The following is a 14,615-nucleotide window of genomic DNA, read 5'->3' as shown; positions in this document are numbered from 1 at the left end:
GTACCCCCCGACTCCGCACCCCATCGCACCGGAGGTAGATCGCGTGTCAGTCCAGCGAGTTCCCGTCCTCGTCGTCGGCGGGGCGTACACCGGGCTCACCACGGCCCTGAGCCTGGCCGCGCGCGGCGTGCGCCCCCTGCTGGTCGAGCGGCGCCCGGGCGCCGCCACGCTGCCCAAGGCCTGGGGCCTCAACACCCGCTCCCAGGAACTCCTGCACACCCTCCCCGGGGTCACGCAGCGTTTGGAGCGGGCCCTGGGGGAAGTGCGCTGGCCCCGCATGAGCCACGGCGTCAGCCTGGCCGACCCCGACCGGCGCTTCCTCGACCCGGCGGAGGGCCGGCCCGACCCGCTGCCGCTCTCCCCGGTGCCGCCGCTGGCCTGGATATCGCAGGCCCAGGTGGAGGGGATACTCCGGGCCTGCGCGGAGGACGCGGGCGCGGAACTGCGCCACGGCACCGAGGCCGTCTCCCTCACCCAGGACGGCGACAAGGTCACCGTGACGCTCCGCGAGATGCGCTCCGGCCGCCGCTACACCGTCGAGGCGGACTACGTGGTGGCGGCCGACGGCAACACCAGCCCCGTACGGGAGATGCTCGGCGTCCCCGTACGGGGCAGCGGGGTCATCGGGCACATGTACATCATCACGTTCGAGGCCGACCTGACGCGGTACGTCGAGAAGGGCGCGGTCGAGGTGATCGGCATGCCCGGCAGCGGTTCCAGCTTCATCCTGGACGGCTCCGAGCGCCACACCCTGTGGGTCGACTACTTCCCCGAACGCGGCGAGAGCCCGGCGGACTTCACCGAGGAACGGTGCCTGGAGCGGGTCCGCCGCGCCATCGGCGACCCCTCGGTCGACGTCACCTTCGTCAACGCCCGGTTCTTCCCCATCAACCACAAGATGGCCGACCGCTTCCGCGTGGGCCGCGTCTTCCTGGCCGGTGACTCCGCGCACGCCTGCCCGCCCAACGGCGGCCAGGGCGGCAACCTCGCCATCCAGGACGCCTACGACCTGTCCTGGCGGCTGGCCCTGGTGCTCGACGGGCAGGCCGGGCCCGGTCTCCTGGACACCTACGAGGCCGAGCGCCGACCGGTCATCCGGATCACCCTGGAGCGCGAACTAGCGCTGGCGAAGGTCTCCGAGGGCCGGGTGCCGGCCAGCTACAACCCGGCCGACCCCGACGCCCCTGTCCCCACGCCCAGGGAGTTCCTCGGCTTCCGGTACCACTCGGCGGCCGTCCGCACCGAGCCCGATGACGACGGCAGCCTCCAGGAGGACCCGTGGCACCCGACCGGGCGGCCCGGCGGACGGGCGCCGCACGTCGTGCTCACGGCGGGCTCCCGGACGCTGTCCACGCTCGACCTGTTCGGCGGCGCGTTCGTGCTGCTGGCCGGGGCGGAGGCCGCCGACTGGGCCGCCGCCGCGGAACGCGCCGCCGAGCGCCTCGGGGTCGGCCTGGTGGCCCACCGCATCGGCGACCGGCTCACCGACCGCGACGGCGTCTGGGGCGCCCGGTACGGCGTCGGGCCCACGGGCGCGGTGCTGGTCCGGCCCGACGGCGTCATCGCCTGGCGCGGCAGGACGTCGGCGGCCGACCCGGAGGGGGAGCTGACGGCGGCGCTCACCGCCGTACTCGCCCGCTGAGAACGGGACCGGCCCAGGCAGGCTCGGGTCTGCCCGGGCCGGTCAGCCGTCCCCGTGCGCCGTGCCGGCCTGTACGGCGCCCAGCATGCGGTCGCGGACCATCCAGCCGGCCTGGAACCGGCTGTGCGCGCCGAGGTCGTCGAACAGCTCGGCGATGTACTTCCGGCAGGTCCGCACCCCGATGCCCAGCCGCCTGGCCACCACCTCGTCCTTGTAACCGGCGGCCAGCAACTGGACGATCGCGGTCTTCGTCTCCTGGGTGAGGACGGCCGGGATGCGGTTGCCGCCGCCCGACCGGTCGAAGACGGTGCCGGTCGCCCAGGCGCTCACCACCATGTGCACGATGAGGCCGACCAGGGCGCCGTGCCGGACCAGGTGCGCCCGGCCCGCGCCCTCGGCACCGGCCGCCCCGTCCTCGGCCCCGGCCTCGAAGAGGAAGGCGGTCGTACGGTCGAACACCATCAGCGGCGGCAGCGACGCGGCCGTGGTGCGGACCTCGCCGCCCGACGCGACGATCCGCGCGGCGCGGTGCCGTACGTCCGCGTCGTGGCGCGACAGGTGGGGGAGCAGGACCCGCACGTCGACTCCGGGTGGCACGGGCTCGCCCGTGCCGCACACCAGGTCCCGGGCCGGGGCGGGCGTCTCCCGCCCCAGGGGCTGCACGGCGAGGATCTCCTCGGTGCAGCGCCGCGCGGTGACCGCCAGCGCGTCGCGCAGCTCGGCGGCGCCGTCGATCGTGATCACGGGGGCGGGCGATCCGCCCGCCGGGTCCGGCGAGCACATGCCGGACAGCGTGTCGAGCTGCGCGCGCAACCCTTCGAGCTGGGCCTGCCACGCCTCGATGACGCCGGTGAGGGGCTCGGCGTACTGGAGCTTGACCATCTCGGGGTGGACGGCGGTCCAGTCGCCGGGGCCCTCCGGCCGGGGCCGCGCCAGTCTGTTCCGGCTCAGCCGGGACAGCACGCGCTCCGTGCGGCCCGCGCTCCAGCCCAGACTGCTCGCCAGTCTCTCCAGCCGGGCCCCGCCGGTCGCCACGAGGAGCCGGTAGGCGGCCAGCTCCTCGTCTCCCATCAGCGGAACGATCTGGGCGATGTCCATCGTCTTCCCCCTGATCTGCTGCGGCAACGGCGGAACAAGAATAAACACGAGGCCAGTTATGTACGCAAGTACAGATTTTCCCGCTCCACGGTTGGGTGGCCGTCTTGCTGCTTGAGGGGGCGTCAAGAGGGAAAGTTGGTCCCCGGTGTATTTTTGGATCGCCCTCGATAGATTGCTCAGCCGATTGATCACCAGATCGATACATCGGTGCATCGATCGGCCGTCCTCGTCTGTCCAGCCATCGACCTGGAGTCCTCCATGCGCCCGAAGCTGTCCAGCACGACACCCCTCGCCATCGTCGGCATGGCATGCCGGTTCCCCGGGATCGAGAGCACCGACGAGCTGTGGGACGTCCTGGCGTCCGGCGCCGACATGGTGACGCCGGTTCCGCGCGACCGGTTCGACGCCGACGCCTGCCACGCCGCCGCCCCCATGACCCCCGGCCGCACCGTCTCCCGGCACGGCGGGTTCCTCACCGACGCGTTCGGGTTCGACCGGGAGTTCTTCGGCGTGCCGCCCGCCGCCGCCCGCGCCATGGACCCGCAGCAGCGGCTCCTGCTGCACGTCGTCTGGGAGGCCCTGGAAACGGCCGGCATCCCCCCGTCGCGGCTCGCCGGCAGCAGGACCGGCGTCTTCGTGGGGCAGGCGACCGCCGAGTACGCCGACACCGACCCCCGTCCGGACGAGCCCGACGTGCGCGACATGACCGGCAGCCGCCTGCGCGCCGTCACCGCCGGCCGGATCTCCTACGCGCTCGACCTGCGCGGACCGAGCGTCGTCCTGGACACCGCCTGCTCCTCGTCGCTGGTCGCCGTGCACGCCGCCCGGCAGAGCCTGCTCACCGGCGAGAGCGACCTGTGCGTCGCCGGGGGCGTCAACATCGTCCTGTCCGCGCACGACGCCATCGGCTACTCGCAGGGCGGCATGCTCTCGCCCGGGGGCCGCTGCCGGTTCGGCGACGCCCGCGCCGACGGCTTCGTGCGCAGCGAGGGCGTGGGCGCGGTGGTGCTCAAGCGGCTGGACGACGCGGTGCGCGACGGCGACCCCGTGCACGCGGTGCTGCTCGGCAGCGCGGTCACCAACGACGGCGCGGGCGGCGGAGTGCCGCTGCGCCCGTCGGTCGCGGGCCAGGCGGACATGGTGCGCGCGGCGTGCGCCGCCGCGGGCGTTGCCCCCCACGACCTGGACTACGTGGAGGCGCACGGCACCGGCACCGCCGTCGGGGACGCCGTGGAGCTGGAGGCGCTCGCCGAGGCGGCCGGGGCCGGACGGCCCGAGGACCGGCCGCTGCTGACCGGGTCGGTGAAGACCAACATCGGGCACACCGAGGCCGCCGCCGGGATCGCCGGTCTGCTCAAGGCGGTGCTGATCCTCCGGCACGGCGTCGTCCCGGCCTCCCTGCACCTCGGCGAACCGCACCCGCTGCTCACCCGGGACGGCTTCCCGGTCCGCGTGGTCACCCGCGCCCGGCCCCTGGACCCGGCCGGTGACCGCGCCCTGCTCGGCGTCAGCTCCTTCGGCCTGTCCGGCACCAACGCCCACGTGGTCGTCGGCGCGCACCTGCCCGACCCCGCCCCCGCCGACCCCGGGCCCGAGACGGCCGAGACCGGCCCGCACCTGCTGGTGCTGAGCGCCCGCACCCCCGGTTCCCTGCGCCGCCTGGCCACTCGGTACGCCGACTACCTCGACTCGGGCGGAGCCGGCCGCCGCCTCACCCTGCGGAACGTCTGCGCCGCCGCGGCCACGCGACGCGACGCCCACCTCCACCGGCTGTGGGCCGTGGGCGCGGACCACGACGCCCTGGTCCGCGCGTTGCGGACGCTCGCCGCCGGGGAGGCGACCGCCGACGGCGGCACCGGCGACGCGGTGCCGCCGGGCGGGCGGCGCGTGGTGTTCGTCTTCTCCGGCCAGGGCGCGCAGTGGGCCGGCATGGGCCGCGCCCTCTACCGCTCCTCACCCGCCTTCAAGGCGGCGCTGGACGCCTGCGACCGGTCCGTCCGCGCCGAACTCGGCTGGTCGGTCCTGGACCGGCTGCTGTCCGGCCCCGCCGACCTGCCCACCGACGTGGACGTCGTACAGCCCGTCCTGTGGGCCGTGCAGGTGGCGCTGGCCGCCGCCTGGCGCGAGCGGGGCGTACGGCCGGAGCTGTGCATGGGGCACAGCATGGGGGAGGTGGCGGCCGCCCGGACGGCGGGCGCCCTCTCCCTGGACGACGCGGCCGCGGTGATCTGCCGCCGCAGCACGCTGATGCAGCGGACCGCCGGGCGCGGCGCGATGCTCGCCGTCGAACTCCCCGCCGACCGGGCCCGCCGCCGCGCCGGGACGTACGGCGGCACGGTGTCCGTGGCCGTCGAGAACGCCCCCAGCGGCACCGTCCTCGCGGGCGATCCCGCCGCCCTGACCGCCCTGCGCGGCGAACTGGAGCGGGACGGCGTCCTGTGCCGCCCGGTCAAGGTCAACGTGGCCTCCCACTCGCCCTACATGGACTCCGTACGGGAGAAGCTGCTGCGGGCGCTGGACGGGCTCGCCCCGGCGTCCGGCGGCACGGACCTGGTCTCCACCGTGTACGGCCGGAGGGTCGAGGGCGCCGCGCTGACCCCCGCCTACTGGGCCGAGAACGTGCGCCGCCCGGTGCGGTTCGCCGGTACCGTGCGGCGGGTCGCCGAGGAGGCGGAGAGCGTCTTCGTCGAGGTCGGCCCCCACCCCGTGCTGCTCGCCGCCATGGAGGAGACCCTGGGCGCCTGCGAGGCCGGCGGCGCGGCGGTGGCCTCGCTGCACCGCGGCTGCGACGAACCCGGCGAACTGGTCCGGGCCGCCGGGCGCATCTTCGCCCACGGCGGCCGGGTGGACTGGCACCGCTGGTACGGCACCGCCACCCGGCACGTGCCGTCCCTGCCCACCTACCCCTGGGACACCGTCCCGTACCGGCGCGCATCCGCCGACCGCCTGCCGCAGGCCCCCCGGGAGCGGCGGTTCGACCTGGCCGCGTGGGGCGGCACCGCCGACTGGGGCGGCGGCATCGCCGTGCACGGGGTCGCGGGCGTGCCACCCGTCGTCCACCTGGAGGCACTGCGCGAGACGGTACGGGAGGCGGACGGCGACGGTCCCTTCGAACTCCGGGACGTCCGGCTGGGCGGCACCCCGCTGCCCGTCGACGCGGCCGCCGGCACGACCCTGCACGTGACCCTGGAAGGCCCCCGCGACGACCGTGCCGTGACGGTGCGGGCGTCCGTGCCCGGCGCCCCGGAGCCCCTGCTGTGCGTCGCCGGGCGAGCCGTCCGGACGGCGGCCGAGGAGCCCGGCCCCGAGGGCGCCGAGCTGCTCGACGCCGCGCTCGCGCGCTGCTGGAACCACCTCGCCGCCCACGAGGTGTACGCGCTCGCGCAGCGCCACGGCTACGACATCCCGGAGCCGTTCCGGGGCGTGGAGCACCTGTGGCGGCGCGAGGGCGAGGCCGTGGCCCGCGTCCGGCTGCCGAGCCCCCTGCCCCGGGCGGGCTGGGAGGTGGGCCTCCAGACGCTGCTGGCGGCCCGGCCCCGGGCCGCGTCCGGCACGGACGACACCGCCCACGTCCCCGTCTCCTTCACGTCGGTGCGGTTCCACGCGCCGCTGGAGGCCGAGTTCTGGAGCGTGAGCAGGGTGCGGCCGGACCGGAGAGGCAGGGGCGGGGCCCGTGTCACGGCCGACGTCCTGCTGCTCTCGACGGACCACCGGGTCCTGGCCCGCTTCACCGGCATCCGGCTGCGGCGGCTTGGCCCGGCGCGGTCCGCGCGGACGCCGCTGTCGTACCTCACCGCCCTGCGGCGCCTGGCCGGGGACGCGGCACGGGCGGTCGGCCGCGCCCGGACCGCGCCCCCGCCGCGCCCGGTCCGCCCCGTCCCGCACGTCCCGGCCCGCCGCGGCGCCCCGGCCACGGCCCCCGCCGCCCCGGCGGGCGGCGCGGCCGACACCCTCGTCGCGTACGCGGCCGAGCTGCTGGGCATGCCCGCGGCCGACCTCGACCAACGGCTTTCCTTACGCGAACTCGGCCTGGACTCCCTCACGGCCGCGCGGCTCCGCCACCACCTGCGCACCACCCACGGCACGGAGCTGACCGCCGGACGGCTGCTCGGCACCGAGAGCCTCGCCGACCTGCGCGCCGCCCTCGGCGCGGATGACCATCGCACCGGGCATTGCCCCGTGCCGGTGCGGGAGTAAAGTTGCACCCAAGTACAAAAACGTGTCGGGAGTACGACGCGGACCGCCGTGCTGCGCGGCCGGTGAGTTCGGCAGGAACGGGAGTGAACGGAATGGACTCGCGCGCGACAGAGCCGCCGCCGCAGGTCAGCCGTCGGGAGCGGAACAAGCGACGCGTCCGGGAGCGCCTCTACTCGGCCGCGATCGAACTCATCGTCGAGAAGGGGTACGACCACACCTCCATCGAGGAGATCGCGGAACGGGCGGACGTCGCGCGCGGCACCTTCTTCAACTACTTCCAGCGCAAGGAAGACATCATCACCGAGTGGGGGGAGCGCAGGCGCACCGCACTCGTGACGGGACTGGACGAGGAGGGCGTGTTCATGCCCGGCTCGATCGCGCGGCTGCACCGGTGCATGGCGGTCCTGGTCCGCATCAACCAGGAGGAACCCCAGCTCACCACCGCCATGCTGACCGCGTGGGTGCGGGCGGGCCGGCCGATCCTGGAGGACCCCTACGTCGCCGAGGTCTTCGCCGGCATCGTCGACAGCGGCGTACGCCAGGGGGAACTGTCCCCGGGCCTCTCACCGGTCCTCGCCGGCAACGTCCTGCGGGACGTCTACCTCGGCGCCCTCTACCGCTGGGCCAAACAGCCGTCGGACGCCACGGACTCACTGGCCGAGGAACTCCGCCAGATCCTCGGCCTGCTCCTGGGCGGCATGGCCGGCTCCCGCACCACCTGACGACCGCGTACGGTTCTCAGGCCGCCCTGGCCGAGATGTTTCAGGAGGCTCGGGACGGCACGATGCCCCGGCCGGATCCGGATCCGGCCGGGGCAGGACGAGAATGACTCAGTGGGCCGTGTCATCCAAGGCGGCGCACCGTCCTGCGACGCTTCGCGGCTCCATTGCGTGGGGGGGCTGGCGGGACGACGACGGTGGGATCGCGAAGGGCCCACCGTGGCCGCGGTCGACGCCCCGTCGGCCCGGCTGCCGTGGTTCCGCCGCATCGCGTGACCGCGATCGGCTCAGCTCTCCGCCCCCGTCGGCGGAAGGAGGCACGGCACCCTGTCGCAACGGCCGTCCGGGAAGGAGACCTCGACCGAACCGTCCGGAGCGAGCCGCGCGGCGCAGCCGCGCCACAGGGCGTCCTGGTCACCCGAGAGCGCCGGGTCCCCGGTGAGGACGACGAGAGTCACCATCAGGTGGGTACCGCCGGGATGGCGGGCGAGAGCGAGGGTCGGCACGGCCGAGTGGTCGCCGTAGGCGTTGAGGCCGTTGCCGCGGACGACGTCCCCTTCGGGCAGTACGGCGTCCCCGCTCCACCCCAGGAGTCCCCTCAGCACGCTCGTCAGCCCGTCGGCACGGCGCACCAGTGCCCGGCCGGGACCGGTCTCGGCAGCGCAGGGGGAGCCGTCGGCCACGGACCAGCCGCTCTCCCGGATCGTGCTGCCGGCCGCCGCCCGGACGTGGTGCATCCGTACCTCCCACGGTCCGTGCACCACGCTCACGGTCGAGATGCGCCCCGTCGCGTGACCCGACGCGTCCGGGGCCTCGGCTTCGTGCCAGGAGCCGGCCGCTCGGCCCGAGAGGTGCAGCGGGTGGATACGACGGCGCAGTGAGGCTCCGGTGGGCCCCAGGACGGCGATGTGGTGGTCAGCGACGACGGGTGTGTCGTCGGGCGGTGTCTGGGGAGCCGTCGCCGTGGAGTAGGCGAGCCGTGTGTAGTGCGGACTGGTGGGGAGAGTGGCGGGCGGTGGTGGCTGGCGGTCGCTGCCGTGGTTGACCAGGCGGACGATGCCGTCGGCGGCGGTGGAGTGCAGCAGCCATCCGGGGCCGGGCAGGGCGAGCACCCGGTCGGCGGTGTCCACCGGGCCGGGCTCCTCCACGGCCGTCCAGACGGGGTGGTCGGCGGGCAGCAGCAGACCGAGGAACGCCTTGCTCGCCCAGTAGGGGGAGGCCGGCCCGCTGTACGGCTGGGTCGCCGGGAGATAGGTGCCGTACCAGCCCAGCGTCAGCAGTCCCTTGTCGTCGGGGACGCCGTGGTCGGTGAAGTGCTTGAGGGCTCCCGACGCCAGCCGGCGGGTGCGGCCGGGCGGCAGCGGAGTGGCGCCCGTCAGCGCGCCGGCCCACAGGGGTGCGGCGGTGGCGTACCGGTAGGTGAGGGAGCGTCCCTGATGGACGGGAGCGCCGTCGGAGCCGAAGAAGTACTGGTGGGTCTCCAGGAAGGCGCGCAGCCGCTCGCGGTGGGTCGTCACCAGGCCGGGGTCGGCGCGCGGGCCGGCGATGCGCGCCCACAGCGCGGGGTAGAGGTGCAGGGCGAAGGCGTTGTAGTAGTCGAACTTCCGGCCGTCGCCGTCGGTGTACCAGCCGTCCCCGCGGTACCAGTCGTCCAGCCGGGCCAGGCCGGCGTCGATCTCGGAACGCCGGTACGGGGCGCCGACCGAGGCGAGGAACTCCTCGGCGATGACCTGGAAGAGGCGCCAGTTCGAGTCGTTGGCGGTGGCGCCGACGAAACCGCCCAGCCAGGCGGCGGTGTGGTGGCGTACCCGGTCGTCGAGGCGGTCCCAGAGCCAGGGGCGGGTCTCGTGCAGGGCGATGGCGACGGAGGCGGCCTCGACCATGGGCTGGGCGCGGTCGGTGACGGGCGGCCAGTGCTCGGGGTGGTCGGGGTCGGTGCCGGCGGCCAGTCCGGCTGCGTAGCGTTCGAGCAGGCCCGTGACGGTGGTGCTGCCGGGCTGGTCGCGGCCGTCGGCGCCGGCGATGCGGAAGGCGGCCAGCAGGAAGGAGCGGGCGTAGCCCTCGACACCGTCGGACCAGGCGCCGGAGTGGCCGGTGCGGCCGGGCAGCCGGTACTGGGCGAGGCCGGGGGAGGCGTACGGGAGCAGGGCGTCGAGCAGGCGGTCGGCCATGGCCTCCCAGTGGGCGCGGGTGTAGCCGGTGTGGGGCGACAGCACGTGGTCGGTCGCGGGCAGGAGGCGGGTGTCGGCCGCGGGGTGGGGGGTCATACCGGTGTGTGTCCTCCGAGGGGCCGTGCCGGCACCGGCACGGACGTGCTGTCAGGGATGGGCTCCGGTGGGTCGCCGGCCGGGCCTGGTGCGGCGCGGGGCGGTCCGACGCTTTCGCGTACCACGATGTGGGTGCCGAGTACGTGATAGGTCCCGGGTGTCTCGTGGGGGTCGCGCAGGGCCAGGCGTACGGCGGCCCGGCCCAGTTCGGCGGCGGGAGTGTGGACGGTGGTCAGAGGTGTACTGAGGTCCTCGGCCAGCGGGGTGTCGTTGTAGCCGACGAGGGAGACGTCCTCGGGGACGCGCAGGCCCGCGTCGGTCAGCGCCCGCAGTGCTCCGGCGGCGACCATGTCGTCCCCGGCGAAGACCGCGGTGAAGTCGTGCCCTCCTTCGAGCAGTTCGGTCATGGCGCGCTGCCCGGCGTCCCTGCCGAGTCCGCAGTCGACGACGTGTGCCGCCTCGGGTGGCAGGCCGTGCCGGGCCAGCGCCGTGCGGTAGCCGGCCACGCGGGCGTCCAGGGCGGTGTTCCCGGGCAGTCCGCCCAGGAAGACGATGCGGCGGTGCCCGGCCGAGAGCAGGTGGCTGGTGATCGCGCGGGCACCGGCCTCGTTGTCGAAGACGATCACCAGCGCGGGCAGGTTCGGGTCGGGCGACGGCCGGCCGCACAGCACCAGACGCGAGCCCACGGCGTCCAGTGCGTGTGCGTATTGAGTGATGCGGGCACGGTAGGCGTCGTCCTCGACGACGCCGCCGACCAGGACGACGACGCGGGCACCCTCCTCTCTCATGAGCTGTACGAAGTCGAGTTCTCGCTGGGGGTCGCCGCCGGTGGTGCCGACCAGGCACAGCCAGCCGTTCTCCGCGGCCTCCGCTTCGATGCCCTCCGCTACCTGGGCGTAGAAGGGGCTGGTGACCTGACGCAGGACGACGGCGACCATGGCGCGACCGCCGCCGACCAGGGCGCGGGCGTGCGGGTTGGCGACGTAGTCCAGGGCCCGTGCGGCGCGCATGACCTTGGCCCGTGTCGCGGGCGGGACGGGGTACTTGCCGGTCAGCACGCGGGAGACGGTGGCCGGGGAGACACCGGCCCGCTCGGCGACGGTACGGATCGTGACGCGACCCGTGCCCGGTGCCTTCCTCCGCGCAGTCCTCGGCTGACCGTGTGCACCTGGGGCGCTCATGCGTTGGCGGCGTACTCCTTCGCGTACTCCTCCGCGATCTTGTCCCCGCCCCGGGAGCGCCAGTTCTTCAGAGTGGCGTCGAGGTCGGACAGGGGCGCCCGGCCGGCGATGACGGCGGTGATCGTGTCACCGATCATCTGGTCGAGGGTGGCTCCCTGAGTCGCGTCGGTGGCCGACTGCAGTCCGTAGGACGCGTTGCGGATGGCGAGCGGGACCACCTTCTGCTGCCAGGTGTGCAGAGCCTGCACCGCCTCTGGCCGCCCGGGGACGAAGAGGACCTGGGGGCCCTCGGCCAGGTAGCGGAAGGGCAGGTTGGTGATGTTCTCCACCTCGCCGAGCTTGGTGTACTGCGGTGAGCCGTCCTTGCCGCGGGTGAAGTGCGTGCCCTCCACGCCGTAGTGGACCAGTTCGTACTCCTTGGTGCCGAACGGCGCGGCGAGGTAGTCCAGGAGGCGCAGGAGCATCTGGATGCGCTCCTTCTTGGCCTTCTTCAGGATCGTGTATCCGAAGGAGCGGCGGGCGCCGATGATGCCACCGGACTCGCCGTTCACCCCGTACGGCAGGGCGGGGGTGGGTGTCAGGAGGCCCTCGGAGTCGTTGTAGAGGGTGGTGTAGGCGCCGAAGCCGTTCTGCATGGATCCGACGGTGCCGTTGAGCCACAGGGTCTGGAGGTCCGGAGTGGACATCGAGGTGGCGTCGGGGTGGTAGGAGCCCTGCTTGCGCAGCTGTGCCTGGAAGGCGACGGCCGCCTTGTACCGCTCGTCGAGGTACTGCGAGTGGAAGGTGCCGTTCTTGTCCACCGCCCACTCCACGGGGGCGCGGTGGGCGGCGACGTGCCAGCCGTTGCCGAAGCCCGACCCGGCGGACGCGCCCAGCGCGTACTTCTTCCCCCCGGTGGCCGCCTTGGCGACACCGGCGAAGTCGTCGCTGGTCCAGCCGTCCTTCATGCCCGCGTCGGTGAACATCTGCTGGTTGAGCCACAGGGTGGAGCCGGGCAGCGGGCGCTCCAGCGGGATGCCGTAGATACGGCCGCCGATGCGGCCCATGTCGCTCCACGCGTGCGTGGGGATGTTCGCCAGGTTGGGGTAGTCGGCGACCGCGTCGCCCGACAGGAACGGGGACAGGTCCTCGGCCCGGCGCTGCACGAACTGCGTCTCGCGGGGCAGGGCGAAGCCGGAGAAGACGTTGATGATGTCGGGCAGCGAGTCGGGGTCGCCGGCCATCACCGTGGCCATCTTCTTCTGGTAGTCGCCCTGCGGGATGACCGTGTACTCGATCTTGACGCCGAGCGCCTTCTCCACGGCCCGCCAGAACTGGTTCTCGCTGCTGCCCTTGGGCGGAGTGCCGAAGGTGACCGACATGACCTTGACCGTGGAGCCGTCACCGGGCGTGCGGGACACCGACGTGGTGAGGTCAGCGGGGTAGGAGGTGTAGCCGGCCTGGACGCCTTCGTCGGTGGGGGCCAGGTCGGGCTTGACCCCTGTCGCCGGTGTGTAGGCGGGCCACGGGGCTAGCTCCTTGCCCGCGTTGGAGACGTCCCCGTCGTCCGAGCCGGAGGAGCAGGCGGTGAGCAGGCCGGGGACGGACAGGGCGGCCGCGGTGACCGCGGTGGAGCGCAGGAGTGTGCGCCGGGAGATCTTGGGCATGGTGGTTCGACCTCTCTGGTGAGGTGCGTCGAGGAAGAGGGAGGGGTGGAACGTTTCACCGACGGGCGTGGGCTGAGGCGGCTCGCGTTCAGCTCTTGATGGCGCCGGTGAGCACACCCTTGGTGAAGTACTTCTGCAGGAAGGGATAGACGAGCAGGATCGGTACGGTGGCCAGCACCAGGACTGCCATCTGGATGGTCTGCGGTGCGTTCACCGTGCCCTCGCCGGTGGTGGTGTCGGTCAGGCCGAGACCGGAGACGACGTAGGTGCGCAGCACCTGTTGCAGCGGCCAGTGCTCGCTCTCCAGGTAGAGCGAGGCGTAGAACCAGGAGTTCCAGTACGCCACCGCGTAGAAGAGGCCGACGACCGCGAGGGCCGCCTTGGAGAGGGGCAGCACGATCGTCCACAGCACGCGCAGGTCTCCGGCTCCGTCGAGCCGGGCGGCCTCGTACAGCTCCTCCGGGATGCCCTGGAAGAACCCGCGCAGCACGACGAGGTTGAAGACGTTCACGAGTACGGGCAGCACGAGCGAGGAGTAACTGTCCAGCAGGCCCAGCTCCTTGACCAGCAGGAAGCTGGGGATCATGCCGGGCGGGAAGAGGAACGTGAACAGGACGAGCAGCAGCACCGGTGTGCCGCCGAACACGCCGGGGCGGGACAGCGCGTAGGCGAGCGTGACGGTGCACACGAGGCTGAGCAGCGTGCCGACGAGCGTGACGCCGGCGCTGACGGCCAGGGCGTCGGTGACGATACCGCCGTCGAGGATGTCCTGGTACGCCTTCAGCGTCGGCTCGGTCGGCCACAGCACCCAGCCTCCGTTGTCGACCACCTCCTGCTGCGAGGCGAGCGACGTCGACACGATGACGAGGAACGGCACGCACACCAGCGCGACGACCGCGACGAGGGCGAGGGCCTTGGCGACCTGGGTGACGGGCTTCGGCTTCTCCATCCAGCCGGGCCTGATCTGGGCGCTCACCGGTAGACCCCCTGTTCGCCGAGGCGGTGCGCGACCTTGTTCGCCGCGTAGACGAGGACGGCGCCGATGACGCCCTTGAACAGACCGGCCGCGGCGGCGTATCCGTAGTCACCGCCGACGACGCCCTGGTAGTAGACGAAGGTGTCGATGATCTCGGCGGCCTGCGGTCCGACCGCGTCGCGTTGCAGCAGCATCTGCTCGAACCCGACGGAGAGGACGTCCCCGAGCCGCATGATGAGCAGCAGCACGATCACGGGGCGGATCGCGGGCAGGGTGACGTGCCAGAAACGGCGCCAGGGGCCCGCGCCGTCGATGGCCGCGGCCTCGTACTGCTGCTCGTCGACCTGGGAGAGGGCGGCCAGGAAGATGATGGTGCCCCAGCCGGCGTCCTTCCAGACCACCTGGGCGACCACCAGCGGCTTGAAGGCGTCCGGGTTGCCGATGATGTCCACCGTGCTCAGCCCGGCGTCCCCCAGGTAACCGTTCAGCATGCCCGTGTCGCCCAGCACTTGCTGGAACAGGGCGACGACGATCACCCACGAGATGAAGTGCGGCAGGTAGGCCACCGACTGCACGAATCGCCGCACGGTGGACCAGGTCAGACTGTGCAGGAGCAGGGCGAGGGCCAGCGGGACGGGGAAGTAGAAGACGATCTGGAGGACGGCGATCCAGAGGGTGTTGAGGACGGCGTCCCAGAACGCCGTGTCCGAGAACATGCGCCGGAAGTTGTCGAGGCCGACCCAGGGACTGCCCCAGACGCCGTCGAACGGTACGTACTCCTTGAACGCGATGAGGTTGCCGGCCAGCGCCCCGTAGTGGAACACCAGAAAGTACGCGATTCCCGGAACCATCAGCCAGAACAGGGTCCGGCCGCGGCGGGAGGTTGAGC

9 protein-coding genes are annotated in these 14,615 nt (G+C 73.2%); 3 read left to right on the top strand and 6 right to left on the bottom strand.

The annotated features are described in order from the left end of the window. Positions 1 to 43: 43 nt before the first annotated feature. Positions 44 to 1,642, top strand: coding sequence for an FAD-dependent monooxygenase (locus tag ACZ3KJ_RS21150; RefSeq protein WP_467528972.1), 1,599 nt, complete (start codon positions 44 to 46; stop codon positions 1,640 to 1,642). A gap of 42 nt (positions 1,643 to 1,684) precedes the next feature. Here ACZ3KJ_RS21150 and ACZ3KJ_RS21145 read toward each other — a convergent pair whose 3' ends face one another. Continuing rightward, positions 1,685 to 2,788: a hypothetical protein gene (locus ACZ3KJ_RS21145; RefSeq protein ID WP_467528970.1), complete on the bottom strand. Its 1,104-nt coding sequence runs from the start codon at positions 2,786 to 2,788 to the stop codon at positions 1,685 to 1,687. A gap of 210 nt (positions 2,789 to 2,998) precedes the next feature. Between ACZ3KJ_RS21145 and ACZ3KJ_RS21140 the strand changes: the two genes are divergently transcribed. Together ACZ3KJ_RS21140 and ACZ3KJ_RS21135 are read left to right on the top strand one after the other, a co-directional pair. Continuing rightward, positions 2,999 to 6,937, top strand: coding sequence for a type I polyketide synthase (locus ACZ3KJ_RS21140; protein WP_467528968.1), 3,939 nt, complete (start codon positions 2,999 to 3,001; stop codon positions 6,935 to 6,937). Between the two features lie 92 nt (positions 6,938 to 7,029). Then, positions 7,030 to 7,659, top strand: a complete 630-nt coding sequence (locus tag ACZ3KJ_RS21135; protein WP_467528966.1) for a TetR/AcrR family transcriptional regulator — start codon at positions 7,030 to 7,032, stop codon at positions 7,657 to 7,659. Between the two features lie 284 nt (positions 7,660 to 7,943). On the opposite strand, the gene ACZ3KJ_RS21130 is transcribed toward ACZ3KJ_RS21135, so the two are convergent. The 5 genes from ACZ3KJ_RS21130 to ACZ3KJ_RS21110 form a co-directional block, all read right to left on the bottom strand. Further along, entirely contained in the window at positions 7,944 to 9,923 is a 1,980-nt protein-coding gene (locus tag ACZ3KJ_RS21130) for a DUF2264 domain-containing protein (protein WP_467528964.1), read from the bottom strand. Then, a complete protein-coding gene (locus ACZ3KJ_RS21125; protein WP_389517850.1) occupies positions 9,920 to 11,104 on the bottom strand; it encodes a LacI family DNA-binding transcriptional regulator in 1,185 nt (394 codons plus the stop codon). Before ACZ3KJ_RS21125 ends, ACZ3KJ_RS21130 begins: the two co-directional genes overlap by 4 nt. Further along, complete coding sequence (locus tag ACZ3KJ_RS21120; protein WP_389517852.1) at positions 11,101 to 12,750, bottom strand: extracellular solute-binding protein; 1,650 nt, start codon at positions 12,748 to 12,750, stop codon at positions 11,101 to 11,103. The genes ACZ3KJ_RS21125 and ACZ3KJ_RS21120 overlap by 4 nt, the downstream gene beginning before the upstream one ends. Positions 12,751 to 12,838: 88 nt before the next feature. Then, positions 12,839 to 13,726, bottom strand: coding sequence for a carbohydrate ABC transporter permease (locus ACZ3KJ_RS21115; protein WP_467528962.1), 888 nt, complete (start codon positions 13,724 to 13,726; stop codon positions 12,839 to 12,841). Then, on the bottom strand, positions 13,723 to 14,577 hold the full coding sequence (locus tag ACZ3KJ_RS21110) for an ABC transporter permease (RefSeq protein ID WP_467528960.1): 855 nt from the start codon (positions 14,575 to 14,577) through the stop codon (positions 13,723 to 13,725). Before ACZ3KJ_RS21110 ends, ACZ3KJ_RS21115 begins: the two co-directional genes overlap by 4 nt. Positions 14,578 to 14,615 lie beyond the last annotated feature (38 nt).

Source organism: Streptomyces sp. NPDC003248, assembly GCF_055563235.1.
This window is presented reverse-complemented; position numbering and strand designations above follow the sequence as displayed.